The 17266-nt window shown below is 74.9% G+C and carries 13 protein-coding genes and 1 pseudogene; 5 read left to right on the top strand and 9 right to left on the bottom strand.

Translation table 11 applies throughout. The annotated features are described in order from the left end of the window. Positions 1-152 precede the first annotated feature (152 nt). Together OG937_33010 and OG937_33005 are read right to left on the bottom strand one after the other, a co-directional pair. Positions 153-1136 (bottom strand): hypothetical protein, encoded by a 984-nt coding sequence (locus tag OG937_33010; GenBank protein ID WUD76169.1) that lies wholly within the window; start codon positions 1134-1136, stop codon positions 153-155. Continuing rightward, entirely contained in the window at positions 1133-4603 is a 3471-nt protein-coding gene (locus OG937_33005; GenBank protein ID WUD76168.1) for a DNA polymerase III subunit alpha, read from the bottom strand. Before OG937_33005 ends, OG937_33010 begins: the two co-directional genes overlap by 4 nt. 170 nt (positions 4604-4773) lie before the next feature. Between OG937_33005 and OG937_33000 the strand changes: the two genes are divergently transcribed. After that, positions 4774-5655: a nuclease gene (locus OG937_33000; GenBank protein ID WUD76167.1), complete on the top strand. Its 882-nt coding sequence runs from the start codon at positions 4774-4776 to the stop codon at positions 5653-5655. Here OG937_33000 and OG937_32995 read toward each other — a convergent pair. After that, entirely contained in the window at positions 5642-6868 is a 1227-nt protein-coding gene (locus OG937_32995) for an amidase (protein WUD76166.1), read from the bottom strand. The genes OG937_33000 and OG937_32995 overlap by 14 nt on opposite strands. Positions 6869-6952: 84 nt before the next feature. Between OG937_32995 and OG937_32990 the strand changes: the two genes are divergently transcribed. Together OG937_32990 and OG937_32985 are read left to right on the top strand one after the other, a co-directional pair. Further along, entirely contained in the window at positions 6953-7777 is an 825-nt protein-coding gene (locus OG937_32990; GenBank protein WUD76165.1) for a TIGR04222 domain-containing membrane protein, read from the top strand. Positions 7778-7950: 173 nt separating this feature from the next. Beyond that, complete coding sequence (locus OG937_32985; GenBank protein ID WUD76164.1) at positions 7951-8241, top strand: hypothetical protein; 291 nt, start codon at positions 7951-7953, stop codon at positions 8239-8241. Between the two features lie 57 nt (positions 8242-8298). Here the strand turns inward: OG937_32985 and OG937_32980 are convergent. Further along, positions 8299-9411 (bottom strand): annotated as a pseudogene (locus tag OG937_32980) (S1 family peptidase). 149 nt (positions 9412-9560) lie between these two features. On the opposite strand from OG937_32980, the gene OG937_32975 reads away from it, so the two are divergent. After that, entirely contained in the window at positions 9561-10403 is an 843-nt protein-coding gene (locus OG937_32975) for a GNAT family N-acetyltransferase (GenBank protein WUD76163.1), read from the top strand. Here the strand turns inward: OG937_32975 and OG937_32970 are convergent. Next, positions 10396-11367 (bottom strand): slipin family protein, encoded by a 972-nt coding sequence (locus tag OG937_32970; protein ID WUD76162.1) that lies wholly within the window; start codon positions 11365-11367, stop codon positions 10396-10398. The genes OG937_32975 and OG937_32970 overlap by 8 nt on opposite strands. Before the next feature lie 100 nt (positions 11368-11467). Further along, positions 11468-12427, bottom strand: a complete 960-nt coding sequence (locus tag OG937_32965) for a YafY family transcriptional regulator (GenBank protein WUD76161.1) — start codon at positions 12425-12427, stop codon at positions 11468-11470. A 62-nt stretch (positions 12428-12489) separates the two neighbouring features. Between OG937_32965 and OG937_32960 the strand changes: the two genes are divergently transcribed. Next, complete coding sequence (locus OG937_32960) at positions 12490-13611, top strand: winged helix DNA-binding domain-containing protein (protein ID WUD76160.1); 1122 nt, start codon at positions 12490-12492, stop codon at positions 13609-13611. A gap of 36 nt (positions 13612-13647) precedes the next feature. On the opposite strand, the gene OG937_32955 is transcribed toward OG937_32960, so the two are convergent. The 3 genes from OG937_32955 to OG937_32945 form a co-directional block, all read right to left on the bottom strand. Beyond that, the gene (locus tag OG937_32955) at positions 13648-14547 is read right to left on the bottom strand and encodes a S1 family peptidase (protein ID WUD76159.1); all 900 of its coding nucleotides are present in this window, start codon (positions 14545-14547) and stop codon (positions 13648-13650) included. 148 nt (positions 14548-14695) lie between these two features. Beyond that, positions 14696-15757, bottom strand: a complete 1062-nt coding sequence (locus tag OG937_32950) for a S1 family peptidase (GenBank protein ID WUD76158.1) — start codon at positions 15755-15757, stop codon at positions 14696-14698. Positions 15758-16082: 325 nt separating this feature from the next. Beyond that, positions 16083-17225, bottom strand: a complete 1143-nt coding sequence (locus OG937_32945) for a DUF5685 family protein (GenBank protein WUD76157.1) — start codon at positions 17223-17225, stop codon at positions 16083-16085. Between the last annotated feature and the right edge of the window lie 41 nt (positions 17226-17266).

The raw sequence follows: 17266 nt of genomic DNA, 5'->3' as shown, positions 1-17266 counted from the left end.
GGTGGGGGAATGACTGGCTCCCGTGCAGCCTGTGATCCGGATCACCAGAGTGCTGAGCTTCCGTCAATTTACGGAGGAGTAACAAACGTCGCTAGCTACCGGTGGGTAAAGAATTCATCACGCCGGCTTCACGTCGCTGTGATAATGGACCGTCAGGCCGCACCCGACAGTGCCGCGGGCATCAGCGCCCGCGGGCCGAAGCGGGCCCGCGCCCGGTCCGCGACCGCCTCGATCCGGCGCGCCTTCTCGTCCCCCGGGTCCAGGCTGAGCTGCAGCGTCGCCAGACCGGCGTCCGTCAGCCCCTCCGCGCGCAGCGCGAGGCCGCGCACCCGGGCACGCTGCAGCCCCAGCCCCTCGTAGAGCCGGTACGCGGCCTCGGCGAGGGCGGTGCCGTGGCCGGTCGGCTCGGGCAGCCCGCGGGTGCGGGTGGTCGTGGAGCGGTCGGCGTAGCGGACGGTGAGGGTCAGTGAGCGCGCGACCCGGCCCGACGCGCGCAGCGAGGAGCCCAGTTCCTCGGTGAGCGACAGCAGGGCGCGGCGGTGCCGCACCGGGTCCAGTTCGTCGTGGCCGAAGCGGCGCTCGGCGCCGGCCGAGCGGGCGGGGGCGTTCGGGACGACCGGGGCCGGGTCGATGCCGCGGGCCCGCTCGTGCGTCCTGCGGCCCGCCGCGGCGCCCAGGATCCGCTGCAGGGTGCTCAGGGGCGCGGCCGCGACCCGTCCCACGGTGTCCAGGCCGTACGTGCCCAACTGCCGTGCCGTCGCCGGGCCGACGCCGTGCAGCGCCGCCACCGGGCGCTCGGCGAGGAAGGCCGCCACGGCCGCGGGGTCGGTGGGGGCGGCGCGCACCGCGCCCTCCGGTCCGCCCTGCGCCGCCATCCGGGCGAGCAGCGGGTTCGGGCCGACGCCGATCGTGCAGTCCACACCGTGGAGCGCGAGCAGCCGCACCCGCAGCAGCGTGGCCAGTTCCGCGGCGTCGCGCCCGAAGTAGCGCAGCGCCCCGCGGACGTCGGCGAGCGCGGCGTCGGGCGGGAGCGCCTGGACGACGGGGGTGAAGCCGCCGAGCAGCCCGAGGAGCTGCCCGTACAGCGCCTCGGTGGCGTGGAAGTGCACGTACAGCACGTGCAGGTCGTCCGTCATCGCCCCGCGCTCCCCGGACTGGAGTGCCACAGCTTGCGGCCGGTCGGAGCGCCTTCGCCCGCGGGCCGCAGATCGGCCCAGGGGTGCATCTCGTACCCGGTGGACATGCGGACCCGGCGGCCCCCGGGCGGGGGCGCGGGGAGGCCGGCGGGTTCGCCCGGGGTCTCGGCCAGGCGTGCCGCGACCGCCTCCAGGCCGCCCTCCCTGCGCAGTTCGACCAGTTCGGCCAGGTTCCAGGCGGCGGCGCCGACGACGGACAGGCTCTGCGGTCCGCGGCGCTGGACCACCCCGCGGACCAGCAGCAGCCAGGAGTGGAAGACGGTGTGGGCGCAGGCCTCGTGGCTGTCGTCGAAGAAGGCGAGGTCGACCAGGCCGGTGCCGTCGTCGAGGGTGGTGAAGATGACCCGGCGCCCGGAGCGGATGGGCGGGGTCTGGGTGGCCGCCTTGGCCCCGGCGACCAGCACGGTCTGGCCGTGCCGCACCTCGCGCAGCCGGTTCGCCGGGATCGCGCCCAGCTCCTCCAGGAAGGCGAGGTGGTCGTCCATCAGGTGGCGGGAGGCGTCCATGCCGAGGACGCCGAGTTCGGCGCCGAGCCGCTCGCCGTCGTCCATGTCGGGCAGGCCGGCCGGCGCGAACGCGGGCTCGCCCTCCCCACCGGTCAGGGTGAGCTGGCCGTCGTACGCGGAGGCCCGGCCCTGCCGGTGCACTTCGGCGACCTGGAGCAGCATGTCGCGGCGGTTGCCCCCGAAGGGGTCCAGCGCGCCGACCTGGACCAGGCGTTCGGCGGCGGCACGGCCCGGGCGGGCGCGCTCCCACAGGTCCTGGAGGGAGGAGTAGGGCTGTCCGGCGGTGATCCGGGCGACCTCGGCCTCGCTGATGCCGTGCACCTCGGAGAGCGCGAGCCGCAGCCCCCACACCTCCCCGTCCACCTCGCCACCCCCGTCACCGGACACCAGTTCGATTCGGTAGGCCGCGCCCGACCGGTTGACGTCCAGCGGCAGCACCGGCACCCCGCGCCGCCGCGCGTCCGCGAGCAGCAGCCGCTTGGGGTACATCCCGGGGTCGTGGGTGAGCACCCCGGCGTAGAAGGCCGCCGGATGGTGCGCCTTGAGCCAGGCGGACTGGTAGGTCGGCACGGCGAAGGCGACGGCGTGCGCCTTGCAGAAGCCGTACGCGCCGAAGGCCGAGACGATCTCCCAGGTGCGCCGGATGACCTCGCGGGAGTAGCCGCGCCCCCGGGCCGCGTCCGCGAACCAGGCCCGCAGCCGTCCCTGCCGGGCCTCGTCCGACAGCGCGCGCCGCGCCTCGTCGGCGAACCCCCGGTCGCAGCCGGTCATGACGCTCATGATGTCGATGAGCTGCTCGTGGAAGACGACGACCCCGTGGGTCTCGCGCAGCACGGGCTCCAGGTCGGGGTGCGGGTAGTGGACGGGCTTGCGGCCGTGCCGGGCGTCGATGAAGGGCCGCACCATGTCGGCGGCGACCGGCCCGGGACGGAACAGGGAGATGTCCACGACCAGGTCGTGGAAGGTGGCCGGCTGCAGCCGCCCCACCAGGTCGCGCTGGCCCGGGGACTCGATCTGGAAGCAGCCCAGCGTCTCGGCGGACCGCACCAGTTCGTACGTCGCAGGGTCGCCCTGCGGGATGCGGTCCAGGTCGATCCGGCCGCCGCCGGTGCGTTCCACCTCGTCCAGGGCGTGCGCCATCGCGGACTGCATGCGCACCCCGAGCACGTCGAGCTTGAGCAGCCCGAGGTCCTCGACGTCGTCCTTGTCGAACTGCGACATGGGGAAGCCCTCGCCGCTGGTGGGCACGACCGGTGTGCGCTCCAGCAGCCCGGCGTCCGACAGCAGCACCCCGCAGGGGTGCATGGCGACCCCGCGCGGCAGCGCGTCCAGCGCCTCGACCAGCTCCCACAGCCGGCCGTGGTCCTCCCCCGCCACCTGCCGCAGCTCGGGCAGCTCGGCGAGCGCGGCCCGCGCGTCGCGGGCCCGGATGTGCGGGAAGGCCTTGGCCAGCCGGTCGGTCCGCTCCGGGTCCATCCCGAGGGCGGTGCCCACGTCGCGCACGGCGTGCCGGACGCGGTAGGTCTCGGGCATGGCGACGGTGGCGACCCGCTCGCCGCCGAAGCGGTCCAGGATCCGCCGGTAGACCTCCAGCCGGCGGGCCGACTCCACGTCGATGTCGATGTCGGGCAGCGAGGCCCGCCGCCCGGACAGGAAGCGTTCCATGAGCAGGTCGTGCTCGACGGGGTCGGCGGCGGCGATGCCCAGCAGGTGGTTGACGAGCGAGCCGGCGCCCGAGCCGCGCGCGGCGACCCGGATGCCCATCTCCCGTACGTCGGCGACCACCTGGCCGACGGTGAGGAAGTACGAGGCGAAGCCGAGCCCCTCGATGATCCGCAGCTCGTGGTCGAGCCGCGCCCAGTACTCCGGCTCCCGGTCGTGGCCCTCACGGACCATCCCGGCCGCGCAGCGCGAGCGCAGCACGCGGTCGGCGGTGCGGGCGCCCGCGCCGACGACCTCCGGCTCGGGGAAGTGCACCTGCCCGAGCCCCAGGTCCTCCTCCGGGTCGACGGCGCAGCCCGCGGCGGTCTCCTCGGTGGCCCGCAGCAGCCGGTGGGCGTCGCCGCGGGCGAACCCGGCCGCCTCCATGACCCGCTCGGCGGTGCGCGCCATGTCCCCGGCGTCCTTCAGCCAGCGCTCCCCGCTGTCCAGGCCCCCCGCGTCGCGCACGTCGATCGGCACCAGCCGGCGCGCCGAGTCCAGGACGTCGGCCACCTCCCCCTGGCCGGGGTCGGCGTAGCGGACGGCGTTGGTCAGCACCGGGACGACGCCCTGCTCGACGGCGAAGCCGACGGTGCGGGCGGCGAGCCGCAGCGAGCCGGACCCGGTGCCGGTGCGGCCGTGGTGCACGGCCTCCAGGCGCAGCGCGTCCCCGTACACCTCGCGCCAGGGGCGCAGCAGCCTGGCGGCCCGGTCGGGGCGTCCGGCCGTCAGGGCGCGGCCGACCTCGGAGTCCGCGCCGAGCAGCACGTACAGCCCTTCCCGCCCCAGGTCCTCCCAGCCGATGCCGCCGTCGGTGTGGGCGGCGCTGACCAGCCGGCACAGCGCGCCCCAGCCGCGGCGGTCCCGGGCGAGGAAGACCGCCCGGTCGGTCGCCTCCGGCACGAAGGCCCCGCCGCGCACCGGGGTGCGCCGGCGGGCGGCCGGCGGACCGGCCTGAAGGGCGGCGCCCTCCCCCGCGTACGCCGCCGGCACCGCCAGGGAGGCGCCGAACAGCGGCCGCACCCCGGCCCGCGCGCACGCCTTGGCGAAGCGCACCACGCCGGCCACCGTGTCCCGGTCGGTCAGCGCCAGCGCGTCCATCCCCCGTTCGGCGGCGCGCTCGGCGAGCCGCTCGGGGTGCGAGGCCCCGTACCGCAGCGAGAAGCCGGAGACGGTGTGCAGGTGCGTGAATCCCGGCATACGCACCTCCGACCGCTCACGTCTCCCCCCTTCCGGACCCTCCGCCACCCACCATAGACCACTTGTCGAACATGTGTACGAAGACACGCCGGATCCCTGTCCTCCGCCACCCTCCGCGTGGTTTCATGCACACGACGTCACCGACGCTCACACCCCGATGGGGAGTCGCCATGCCGATGCTGCTGGTCAAGGGCTCTTTCCAGATAAAGAACACCGAACCGGACGGGGACACCGTGGGCTTCACCCCCACCCGTCACCCCGACTGGAACCGCGTCAGGGGCGGGCTCGGGCTCGACCTCACCAACTCCTGCCGGGGCAAGCTGCGCCTGGACGCCGTCGACGCGCTGGAGACCCACTACGGGCCCACCTCCGCCCCGGCCCACCAGCCGCTGCCCTTCGCCCACGCGGCCCGGGACGAGCTGCTGCGGTGGCTCGGCTTCACCGCGGTGGAGCGCGAGCCCGGCGGCGAGCGGGTCGTCGCCGCCGACCCCGAGGGCGTCCCCGGCTGGATCCTCACCGGCGGGGTCGACGTGCACGGCCGCTGCGTCGCCCTGGCCGGCCGGGGCGCGCCGCCGGAGGGCACGAAGAGCGGCCAGGAGGTCACGGTGGGCGTGCCGCTGCTGCGCGCCACCGTCAACCACCACCTGGTCGCCGAGGGCCTGGCCTACCCGACCTTCTACAGCAACCTCTACGAGGACCTGCGCCGGGAGCTGACCGACGTCGCCCGGCAGGCCCGCGAGGCGGGCAGGGGGCTGTGGCCCGGCGACGTGAGCACCAGCGGCGCGAAGGTCACCGGGCTCTCCTCGCTCACCGACGACGTGGTGCTCGTCCCCAAGCTCTTCCGGCGGCTCTTCGACTACCTCGCGCTCGGCGAGCCCTCCCTCGCCGCCTTCCGCGCCTACCTGGCCGGGGCGGCCGACACCTACCGGATCCTGTCCTCGGACACCCCGCGCACGCAGGTGCGGGGACTGCACCACGTCGTCGAGGTGACCGGCGACCACACCGTGCGGATGACCGTCCCGGTCGAGGACCTGGTCTTCACCGAGGCATGACGACCGGGGCGAACTCCGCCGCCCACCGCAGCAGTTCCTCGTCCTCGCCGGGGCGCCCGACGACCTGCAGACCGAGCGGCAGGCCGTTCGCGGCGTACCCGGCGGGCAGACTCACCGCGGGGAAGCCCGCGTTGCTCCACGGCAGGCACATCACCGAGTCCCCGGTGCTGACCAGGCCGAACGGGGCGGGGCCGGTGGCGGACGGCGCCAGCCAGACGTCGACCTCCCCCATGGCCGCCAGCAGCCGCTCGCGGAAGACCCGGCGCTCGCCCACGGCCCGCTCGTAGTCGTCGCGGCCGACGGCGTGGCCCTCGCGGATGGCGGCGACCGTCTGCTCGCGGTACAGCCGGCCGTGCCGGGGGAACCAGTCGGCGTGCGTACGGGCCACCTCGTAGCGGTTCATGACGTACAACTGCCGCACGACCGCCTCGAACTCACCCGGGCCCGGCATCAGCGGCACCTCGCGCACGGTCCAGCCCGCCGCCTCCAGCCGCTTGGCCCGCGCCGTGAAGGCCTCCCGCGCCTCCGTCCCCGCGCGGTCCAGGTACGGGCCGACGGGGACGCCGAGCACCGGCCGGCCGTCGCCGGCCGCCGGCTCCCGCCAGTCGTCGCACAGGACGGACGCGCCGCGCGTCGCCATCGCGACGTCCGCGGCGAGCACCCCGACCGTGTCGAAGCTCGGGGCGTTGGCGATCACCCCGTCCACCGGGACGCGCCCGAAGGACGGCTTGAAGCCCACCACCCCGCAGTAGGCCGCGGGCCGGACCACCGAGCCGACGGTCTGCGTCCCGACCGCCAGCGGCACCATGCCCGCCGCCACCGCGGCCGCCGAGCCGCTGCTCGAACCACCGGGTGTGTGGGCGGTGTTGTGCGGATTGCGGGTCGGCCCCGGCGCGGTCACCGCGAACTCGGCCGTCACCGTCTTCCCCGCGACCAGCGCCCCTGCCGCCCGCAGCCGGTCCACCAGTGGTGCCTGCGGCCCGGCCAGCACCTCCGGCGGCACCGCGGACCCGGCCCTGGTGTCCATCCCGTCGATCCGGACGATGTCCTTGACGCCCACCATCACCCCGGACAGCACGCCCGGCGGTGCCGCGGCTGCCTCCGCCGCCAGCCGGCCCCGCCGGTCCGGTTCCCGTACGAACGCCTTGATCCGGGCGTCGAGCCGGTCGATGCGGTCACAAGTCCGTGCCACCAGATCCGTCACGGCGGCCACGCTACGCCGAAAAGCTCTGGCCTTCCTCAAACAGCGCGTCATCGCCGCGCCCGCGGGCACACCGACCACAGGGGGTGGTGCGACATGTCATGGCTCACATGGACATATCCGGTGGCCGAGGTGGCGCTGCTCGTCACGGCGGGGGTGTTGCTGCGCGCACCGCGCGCCGCGGCGTACGAGCTGACGGACCCCCACGAGGCGGCCTACCTGCGCGACGGCCACCACGGCACGGTGGTCGTCGCATTGGTCGCGCTGCATCTGCGCGGCACGGTGGACGCCGGCGCGCACCGCACCGCGCGCATCTCCGGGCCGCTGCAGGGGCTCGCGCAGCCGCTGCAACTGGCCGTCCACAAAGCCCTGTACCGGCCGGCGGGGGTGAACACCCTCGCCACGTCGCGGCCGGTGCGGCGCGAGCTGGACGTACTGTGCGGGCGACTGGCCGGCGCGGGGCTGGTCCGGGGCGGCCGGCGTCGCCGCACGGCCCGTGCGCTGCTGTGCGCGGCCGTGCCGACCGCGGCCGCGGACCTGGTGTCCGGCACCCTGACGGCCTGGAACTCCCCGTTCCGGGCGGCCGTCCCCGCCCTCACGGTGGCCGCCGCCGTCGCCCTGTGGAGGGTGCCGCGGCACACCCGGGCCGGCCGCCGGGTCCTGCGGCGGGCCCAGGAGCGTTTCCCGCGCCCGCGCACCCGCAGGGCCTCGCCCGAGTCGGTCCTCCTGGCGGTCGCCCTGCACGGCGGGCCGGCGCTGCGGCTGGCCGTCCCGCACTTCGCCAGGGAGGCCGGGCTGCTCGCCCACCACGACAAGACCGAGAGCCTCTACGGCGTCAACCACTGGCACAGCGGCGGCGGCGGCACGCCCACCTCGTGCGCGAGCTCGGGGGCGGGCGGCTGCGGCTCGGGAGGGGTGTGAGGGTACGCGTCCTCCCCGACGACCCAAACACCGCATCGGTGCGAGATTCGTCACGTCCCGGTGTCACGTGGGTGCTCCCACGTCCCGTACGTCAACCCGTGTCACGCGCGCGTCACCCCGGTGGCTACTCAGGGGTTGCGAAGGCAAGGGGACGGCACGATTTACTGACCGCCATGACGGCGACCGACACCACCTCCAGACCCGTGGCGCACCCCGGCCGGCTGCGCATGGTAAGCCACCTGCGCCGCCTCGCGGCCGCCGGTCTGGTGGAGCCGCCGTGCGGCGCACGGCCCCTGCGGGACCCGGAGGACGAGGACGCCGAGGTCTGGGACGACTTCCGGCACCGGCTGGCGGCCCTGCTGGTCGGCCTGCACGAGGAGGCCCGGGCGCCCCGCCCGGCGCATCGGGCCGTGCACGTCGGCGCGACGGTGACGGCCTTCCCCCTGCACCGCCGGTTCAGCTGATCCCCCGGCCGCCGGATCCGCTGGATCCGGCGGCCCGCCCGCACCACGTGGACGTCAGCCGAGTTCCGCCCCGACCGCGGCCAGCGCCGTGGTCACCGGCTGGAAGAAGGTCTCCCCGCCCGCCTGGCAGTCCCCGCTGCCGCCGGAGGTGAGGCCGATCGCGCTGCCGTCGCGGCCGAACAGCGCGCCCCCGCTGTCGCCCGGCTCGGCGCAGACGTCGGTCTGGATCAGCCCGGTGACGGTGCCCTCCGGGTAGTTCACCGTCGCGTCGAGCCCGAGGACCGTGCCCCCGTGCAGCCCGGTGGTGCTGCCCATCCGGAACACCTCCTGGCCCACGGCCGCCTCCGCGGCCCCGTTGATCGCCAGGGCACGGCCGTCGCCGAGGTTCACCTGGCCGGGCGCCTCGGTGTTCGGGTCGTCGTACGTCACGAGGGCGAAGTCGCCGGCACCCGGGAAGGTCGCCTGCCGCACGGTCGCGACGGGCGCCCCGCCCTGGCTGTCCGACCAGTTCGCGAACGCGACCCCGCAGTGGCCCGCGGTGAGGAAGGCCGGGGCGCCGTCCTTGACGACGTTGAAGCCCAGCGAACAGCGCGCCCCGTCGGCGAAGATGGCGTCCCCGCCGGCCACCAGGGGCTTGAACTCGCCCGCGGACTTGTGGATCCGGGCCATGCCGCCACCCAGGGACCGCACGGTGGACTCCAGGGTGTCCCACCTGCCGCCGGTGACGGTGCGGTCCGCGGTGACCAGGATCCGGTTGGTCCGGGGGTCGACGGCCCAGGCGGTGCCGGGGATCGTGGCGCGCTGCTTCAAGGTCTGTGCGGCGGAGCTCAGTTCGGCGGCGCTGTTCTCGACCGTCCGGGTCGCGGCGCCGGCCTTCCCGGCCTGCGCGGCCACGTCGCCGCCGTCCCCGGCGACCACGTTCACCACGAGCTGCCTGCTCGCCGCGTCGTAGTACGCCCCCGCGATGGACGGACCGAACTGCGAGCCGAGCCGCGCGGCGAGTTCCGCGGCGGCCGCGGCGGTGAGCCGCTTCGGCGAGGGGGCCTGCGGGCCCTGCGCGGCGGACTGCGACGCGTTGGCGTTGGGCAGCAGTACGGCCGCTGCCGCGATGGCGGCGGCACCGGCCGTGACGAACACGATCTTCCGCTTGGCTATCTGTTTGTGCTTCAACTCGTGACCTCCTGTGGGGGGATACAGGCCGGATCGTCGGGCGCAAGGGGAAAGCGTCGTTCCGTCTGACATACGCAGCCCCGCCCCGTCGCGTTCACCACGGCGGATCCGCTCGCGCCCGGGGTCGCGGTTGTGGTGGAATCCGCCCGATGAGCACTTTCGACCCCTCCCTCGTGGCGCTGGAGTACCGCGCCGCCTACGACCGGCAGTTGCGCGCCCGTGTGCCCGCCGACCTCTCGCGGTACGAGTCGGTGGAACGCGACGGCCCGCTGCTGCGCAAGACCTACCGGCACGGGGAGGCGGGGTTCCTCGACTACCGCGACCTCGGCGGGCTGGACGGGCCCGGGCTGGACGCCCTGATCGCCCGGCAGCGGGACCACTACGCCGCGCTGGGCATGCCGGTGGAGTGGAAGTACCACGCGCACGACCTGCCCGCGGGACTGCCGGACCGGCTGGTCGCGGCCGGCTTCGTGCCGGAGGAACCGGAGACGGTGCTGGTCGGCGAGGCGCAGGCGCTGACGGCCGCCCCGGTGCTGCCGGAGGGCCTCGTACTGCGGGAGGTCAGCTCACGGGCGGACTTCGAGCGCATCCGGGAGATGGAGGAGACGGTCTGGGGCGTGCCCCACGACTGGCTGCCGGGGATGCTGGAGAGCGAGGTGTCGGGGCCCGGCGACCCCTGCGCGGTGGTCGTCGCCGAGACCGCCGACGGCACGGTGGTCTGCGCCGGCTGGGCCCGCTTCCACGAGGGCACCGACTTCGTGTCGCTGTGGGGCGGCTCCACCCTGCCGCAATGGCGGGGGCGGGGCGCCTACCGGGCGACGGTGGCGCACCGGGCCCGGCTGGCGGTCGCGGCGGGTCACCGCTTCGTACAGGTCGACGCGTCCCCGGACAGCGCCCCGATCCTGGCCCGGCTGGGGCTGCTGCCGGTGGCGGTGACCGTTCCGTACGTGTGGCGGCCGGACGTGCCGCGGGCGGAGGGCGGGCTCAGCTGACGTCGGAGGGCCGCTGCGGCCGGACGGTGTCCAGCAGCGGGTCCGCCGAGAGGGCCTCGCGCAGGTCGGCGGGGAGCTCCTCGGCGGGCTCCACCAGCGGCGCACCGGCAGCCGGCGCGTCGGCCGCGGCGGCCCGCGGTGCGGGCCCGGGGGGAGGCGCGGCCACCACCGGGGGCCCGGGGGCCGGCTGCTGTCCGACGGCCGGGTAGGGCGCCGGCTGGGCGCGCTCGAGGAAGCGCAGCAGTTCCACCGGGAAGGGCAGGACCAGGGTGGAGTTCTTCTCTGCGGCGACGGCGACGACCGTCTGCAGCAGGCGGAGCTGGAGCGCGGCGGGGGTGTCGCTCATGACCGCCGCGGCGTCGGCGAGCTTCTTGGAGGCCTGGAACTCCGCGTCCGCGTTGATGATCCGCGCCCGGCGCTCCCGCTCGGACTCGGCCTGGCGGGCCATCGAGCGCTTCATCGTCTCCGGCAGCGAGACGTCCTTGATCTCGACGCGGTCGATCTGCACGCCCCAGCCGATGGCCGGGCTGTCGATCATCAGCTCCAGCCCCTGGTTGAGCTTCTCGCGGTTGGAGAGCAGGTCGTCCAGGTCGCTCTTGCCGATGATCGAGCGCAGCGAGGTCTGCGCCATCTGCGAGACGGCGAAGCGGTAGTCCTCGACGTTGATGATCGCGTCGGCCGCGTGGACGACCTTGAAGTAGACCACCGCGTCCACCTTGACCGTGACGTTGTCGCGGGTGATGCCCTCCTGGGCGGGCACCGGCATCGTCACGATCTGCAGGTTCACCTTCCGCATCCGGTCGACGATCGGAACGATCATGGTGAATCCGGGGTTCCGCACCCCGCCCCTGACCCGGCCGAGCCGGAACACCACGCCCCGCTCGAACTGCTGCACCACACGGGCCCCGGCCACGAAGTACAACGCTCCTGCCGAGAGCACGGCGGCAATCAACTCGACGACCATCACGGCCCCCTGGGGTCCGGAATCGCAGTACTTCCACGGTACCTCGCGGGTAACCCGCCGGATACGGGCCGGGATGCCCGGTTACGGGCCCGGTGCCGGCCTACCGCGGCGCACCCGCCGCCCGGGCGAGGCGGTCCGCGACGACCCGCAGCCGTTCGGCCAGCTCAGGGGGCTCCCGCACCTCGAAGTCGACGCCGAGCATGCCGATGTAGACGGCGAGCGCGTCGAGGGACTCGGAACCGGTGCGCAGCACGCAGCTGTCCGGCCCGGTGGACTCCACGGTCGCGTACCAGCCGGCATACTCGACCACGGTCTCGGCGGGGGCGTGCACGACCACGACGGCCTGGTGGCGGTAGGCCCGCGAGGTGACGCCGCGGGCGACGTACGACGCGGCGTCCGCCGGAGGCCGCCGGGGCGTGAAGCGGGGGCCGGTCGGGGACTTGGGGTCCATCCGGTCCACGCGGAAGGTACGCCAGTCCTGCCGGTCGGTGTCCCAGGCGAGCAGGTACCAGCGGCGGCCGTGGTGGACCAGGCCGTGCGGCTCCACCGTGCGGCGGCTGACGGTGCCGCCGTGCGCCCGGTAGTCGAAGCGCAGCCGTTCGTGGTCGCGGCACGCGGCGCCGATCGCGGTCAGCACGTCCTGGGCGACGGCGCCCGGCACGGTCGCGGGCCGGGCGACCGCGACGGCCTCCATGGCCTGCGCCCGGCGGCGCAGCCGGGAGGGCAGCACCTGTTCCAGTTTGGCCAGGGCGCGCAGCGAGGTCTCCTCGATGCCCTCGACGCTGCCTCCGGCGCCGGTGCGCAGGCAGAGCGCGACCGCGATCGCCTCCTCGTCGTCGAGCAGCAGCGGGGGCAGCGCGGCACCCGCGCCCAGCCGGTAGCCCCCGGCGGTGCCGGGGGTGGCGTGCACGGGGTAGCCGAGGGCGCGCAGGCGCTCCACGTCGCGGCGCACCGTCCGGGCGGTGACCTGGAGGCGTTCGGCGAGTTCGGGCCCGGTCCAGTCGCGCCGGGACTGGAGCAGGGACAGCAGGCGCAGCAGTCGGGCGGAGGTTTCCAGCACGGCACCAGTCTGGCAGCCGTCGCGGACGGTTCCTGACCGCATTCCGCCCTACCGTGACGCCCATGGAGACGATCCCCGAAGGCACCGTCCTGGATCGCCGGACGCTCAACCGCTCCCTCCTGGCCCGGCAGTCGCTGCTGGGCCGGGTGCGCGCCGGCGCGCAGGAGATGGTCGAGGCTCTGGTGGGACTGCAGGCGCAGGAGCCGCAGGACCCGTACGTCGCCCTGTGGTCCCGGATCGAGGACTTCGCGCCGGAGGAGCTGTCCGGGATGCTGGCGGACCGGCGGGCGGTGCGGATGTCACTGATGCGGTGGACGGTGCACCTGGTGACGGCACGGGACTGCATGGCACTGCGGCCGGTGGTGCAGGACGTGCTCGAGCGCCGCCTGCTCGGGCAGTTCCGGCGGCAGCTGGCGGGGCTGGACCTGGCGGAGGTGGCAGGGGCCGGCCGGGCGCTCCTCGAGGACGGCCCGCTGTCCCCGAGCCGGCTCGGGGACGCCCTGCGGGGACGCTGGCCGGACCGCGAGCGGCTGCCGCTCAGCCTGGCCGTCACGGCCCGGGTGCCGACCGTGCAGCCGCCGCCGCGCGGCCTGTGGCGCACCTCGGGCGCGGCCCTGCAGACCCCGGCCGACCGGTGGCTCGGCCGGGACTTCGACTTCGCGGCCGGCTCCGTGCCGGACGCGGCCGTCCTGCGCTACCTCGCCGCCTTCGGCCCCGCGTCGGCCGGGGACGTCGCCGTCTGGTCGGGGCTGACCGGGCTCCGCGCGGTCCTGGACCGGCTCCGCCCGGGGCTGCGGGTCTACCGCGACGAGAAGGGCACCGCGTTGTACGACGTGCCGGACGCGCCCTTCCCCGACCCCGGGACGAAGGCGCCGCCCCGGTTCCTGCCGCAGTACGACAACATTGCCCTGTCGCACGCCGACCGGACACGGATCATGCTGCGCAACCCCTACGCCGAGCTGCCGCTGCCCGGCAGCGGCAGCAACCGCGGCTTCTTCCTCCACGACGGCTTCGTCCACGGGCTGTGGCGGATCCAGGCCACCCGCGGCACGGCCGTGCTCCACGTCCAGCCCTACGCGCCGCTGGACGCCGGGGCGCGGGAGGCCGTCGCGGCCGAGGGCGCGCGGCTGCTGGCGTTCGCGGTGCCGGAGGCCGCCGCCCGGGAGGTGCGCTTCGCGGGGTGACCGGGGCGCGCGTACCGGGCGGCGGCCGCGGAAGGCTCAGTACACGCCGACCCCGTACGCCGCGAGGACCGCGGGCAGCGGCTGGAAGAAGGTGGTGCCCCCCTCGGTGCAGTCGCCGCTTCCCCCGGACAGCAGCCCGAGGGCCTTGGTCCCGTCGTACAACGGGCCGCCGGAGTCGCCGGGTTCGGCGCAGAGGTCGGTGCGGATCAGGCCGCGGACGATGTCGCCGTCGCCGTAGTTGACGGTGTAGCCGAGCCCGGTGACCGTGCCGCTGCGGACGCCCGTGGTGGAGCCGTCCCGCTTCACCGTCTCCCCGACGCGGGCCCGCGCGGCCTTCTTGATGTCCTGCCGTCCGACCTTGCCGGGCCGCGCGACGGAGCCGGTGTAGCGGACCAGTGCGTAGTCGTTGTACGGGAAGCTGAAGCCGGTGGTGGTGCCCAGCGTCCTGGTCCGGGCGGGATCGCTGTACCAGGTCGTGGCGGCGCGGCCGCAGTGACCGGCGGTCAGGAAGTAGTAGGTGCCGGCGGCGCGGACGTTGAAGCCGACCGAGCAGCGGAAGCCGCCGCCGTGGACGGCGTCGCCACCGGCGGCCATCCGTGCGAAGGAGCCGCCGACGCGCTCGAAGCGGACCGTGCCGCCGTACCGTCCGGCGGCCCGTTTCAACGCGGTGAGCCCGCTGCGCGGGACGGTGTCGTCGGTGGCGATGACCAGCGCGCCGCTCTTCGGGTCGACCGCCCAGGCACTGCCCTCGACGTCCGCCGACGCGGCCGCCAGACCCGCCGCCGCCAGGTGCGCGGCCGCGGTCCCGCTGCCGCTGGCGGCCCGTGCGTCCGGTACGGCGACCGCGGTCGCGGCCACCAGACCGAGGAGCGCCGCTCCGCGCAGCGCTGCGCCTCGGGCGAGGCCGCCGCGCGGAGTGGTGCGCTTGTTCCTCATATGTTCCCCCTACGAGGTTATGCGGTGCCTCGCGGAGTATTGCGACGATCAGCCCGGCGGACAAGAGGGCCATACGGGACGTGCCCGGCGGCCGTGGGGCCGCCGGGCACGTCCGTGACGGAAGGGAGGGCGTGGACCTCCCGGAGGGTCAGAAGACGCTGACGCCGTAGACGCTGAGCGCCTCCGTCACCGGCTGGAAGAAGGTCGTCCCGCCGACGCTGCAGTTGCCGCTGCCACCGGAGGTCAGACCCAGCGCGATGCCGCCGGAGGTGTACAGCGCGCCACCGGAGTCGCCGCCCTCGGCGCACACGTTGGTGCGGATCATCTGGTAGACCACGTCGCCGCCGCCGTAGTTGACGGTGGCGTTGAGGCCGGTGACCGAGCCGCTGTGGATGCCGGTGGTGGAGCCGTCACGCAGGACGGCCTGGCCCACGAAGGCGTTGCCGGCGCTGGTGATGTCGGTGTTGCCGGCCGTGCCGCTCTTGGTCACGGAGGTGTTGCTGTACCGGACCAGCGCGTAGTCGTTGGTCGGGAAGCTGTAGCTGACGTTCGAGCCCAGCACGGTGGACTGGCTGGAGTTGGAGTACCAGGTGGACGCGACCTCACCGCAGTGCCCGGCGGTCAGGAAGTAGTTGGTGCTGCCGCTGCGCACGTTGAAGCCGAGCGAGCAGCGGTAGCCGCCGCCGTAGATGGCGTCGCCGCCGGCGATCAGCCGCTTGAAGGTGCCGGCCGTGCGGCGGAAGGTGACCGCGTCGCCGTAGGAGGCGGTGGCCTTCTGCAGCGTGGCGAGCTCGGCGCCGGTGACCGTGCTGTCGGCGGTGACCTCGAGGCGGTTGGACTTCGGGTCGACGACCCACGAGGTGCCCGCGATGTCCGCGGCGAGGGTGGCCTTCCCGGCCTTCTCCAGCTGGGCGCTGCTGTGCGCCACGAACTTCGGGACCGCGCCGGCCGCGCTGACGGCCTGGGCCGCCTTGTCGTTCGTGACGTTGACGACCATGGTCTTGGCCTTGGCGTCGTAGTACGAACCGGCGGTGGAGGCGGTGCCGAGGGACGTGGTGAGCGCGGCCGCGGCCTCGGGGGAGGCCTTGGGCGCGGGAGCGGCCTGGGCGGCGGGCAGGGTGAGCGCGGTGGCCGCCAGCAGACCGGACGCCACGGCGATCAGCCGTGCGCGTCTCGGGACGGGGGTGTGGGTGGTGCGCTTGATCCTCACGCTTTTTTCCTCCTGTGGGGGAACGGAAGTTGACCCGCGTAGCGCGGGCCGGTGAGGCGCAGCGAGGGCGCCGCCGAACTGTGGGGGTGGCGTGCCCCTGACAAGTGCTGCGCACACGGGAGTATTCAGAGTCATGCACAAGCGCACAAGGGCGGGTTTCGGCCGCGTCACGCACCCGAAACGCCCCGGCGGCTCCCCCGGGTCAACCGCTGTGACGGTGTATCACCTGGTGGGCCCACCGCCCCCGCCCCCCGTCGGCCACCCCCGCGCCCCACCCCCGGTTTGGCGCGAACGGGCGGCTGCGCCGCGACCCGCCCCCACCCCGTCAGCAGTCGCAGCCGCAGCAGTCGCAGTCGCAGCAGCAGCCGTCCCCGCAGCCGCAGTCGCAGCCGGAGCAGTCGCAGTTGGAGCACCAGCCTTCGCGCCGCTTGCCGCTCCAGGGGTCGTCGTAGTGGTCCCGGCAGCAGATCTGGCAGGTGCAGCAGAGCCCCGTGAACACCGCGCAGCCCGTGAGCGGCCCGCGGCGGGGGCCCGGCTGGTGCGGGGGGCCAGGCGTCAGCCAGGGCGACCGCACCGGCCCGCCGGGCCCGACCGGGCCCGGGTGGTGGGCGCATGAGGCACCGAACGCGCGGTCCACGGAACGGCGCAGTTCGTGGGCGAGCAGGACGTGGGCGAGCGCGCCGTCGGTGAACTCCACGTCACGCAGCGCCAGCCGGACCCCCTGAACGGCGTCGTCGCACAGCCGTCGCGCCTCGTCCGCGCTCGTCCCGGTGGCGGTCAGCGGGTTCCACGCGCCCGCCGCCGCGTCGGCGTCCAGGTCCTCCACCGCGTCCAGCAGGTGGGCGAGGCGGCCGAAGAGCCGGCCCGCCTCCTCCAGCGGGGCGCGGTTGCCGGGGCGTCCGGCCAGCACCGCCGTGTGCCCGAACGCGGCGGCGGTGGCGGTCTCGGTGGGCTCGGTGACGGTCAGCAGGGAGGTGCCGGGCCCGGCGGCCGCCTCGACGGCTGTCTGCCGGCCCACGGCGTCCACCAGCACCGCGGTGTCGAAGCCGAGCCCCGAACCGGTCACGGCCCCCGCCCGGTCCCAGCGCCGGGCGACCGTGCGCGCCGCCGCGGCGACCGGACGGCGCGCCAGCAGACCGTCGCCGTCCGCCATGTGGTCGCGCATCTTCGCCGAGGCCAGCACCAGCGAGACCGCCGCTGCCAGCCGCGCGCCCTCCCCCTTGGCGACCGGCGCGGTCCGCATCGCGCGCAGCGGGCACGGCCCGGCGGTACGGCGTCCGTCCTCCGTCCGCCCGGCCTGGGCCTCGACGAGCACCGAGACGATGAGCCCGTCGTAATTCGTGGCGACCCTGGCCAGTTGCCCGTGGCCGTCCCTCAGGGCGAGGCAGAGGCCGCACAGATGGGCCGTCCACGCTATGGCCAGCTTCTCCGGCAGACGGTGCCGGCATGGTCTGACGATTCCGAACATCACAATCCCCCGTACGTCATTCGCAGCAATGGAACACGTCA

Source organism: Streptomyces sp. NBC_00510, from assembly GCA_036013505.1.
Taxonomy (GTDB): Bacteria; Actinomycetota; Actinomycetes; order Streptomycetales; family Streptomycetaceae; genus Actinacidiphila.
The sequence above is the reverse complement of the archived record's forward strand: the minus strand, read 5'-3'. Positions and strand labels throughout refer to the sequence as shown.

Excerpts from the sequence above, each read along its gene's own strand:
- OG937_32990 (WUD76165.1), top strand. The coding sequence starts at position 6,953 with ATGTCATGGCTCACATGGACATATCCGGTGGCCGAGGTGGCGCTGCTC.
- OG937_32960 (WUD76160.1), top strand. The coding sequence starts at position 12,490 with ATGGAGACGATCCCCGAAGGCACCGTCCTGGATCGCCGGACGCTCAAC.
- OG937_32975 (WUD76163.1), top strand. The coding sequence starts at position 9,561 with ATGAGCACTTTCGACCCCTCCCTCGTGGCGCTGGAGTACCGCGCCGCC.
- OG937_32945 (WUD76157.1), bottom strand. The coding sequence starts at position 17,225 with ATGTTCGGAATCGTCAGACCATGCCGGCACCGTCTGCCGGAGAAGCTG.
- OG937_33000 (WUD76167.1), top strand. The coding sequence starts at position 4,774 with ATGCCGATGCTGCTGGTCAAGGGCTCTTTCCAGATAAAGAACACCGAA.
- OG937_33005 (WUD76168.1), bottom strand. The coding sequence starts at position 4,603 with ATGCCGGGATTCACGCACCTGCACACCGTCTCCGGCTTCTCGCTGCGG.
- OG937_32985 (WUD76164.1), top strand. The coding sequence starts at position 7,951 with ATGACGGCGACCGACACCACCTCCAGACCCGTGGCGCACCCCGGCCGG.
- OG937_32955 (WUD76159.1), bottom strand. The coding sequence starts at position 14,547 with ATGAGGAACAAGCGCACCACTCCGCGCGGCGGCCTCGCCCGAGGCGCA.
- OG937_32970 (WUD76162.1), bottom strand. The coding sequence starts at position 11,367 with ATGGTCGTCGAGTTGATTGCCGCCGTGCTCTCGGCAGGAGCGTTGTAC.
- OG937_33010 (WUD76169.1), bottom strand. The coding sequence starts at position 1,136 with ATGACGGACGACCTGCACGTGCTGTACGTGCACTTCCACGCCACCGAG.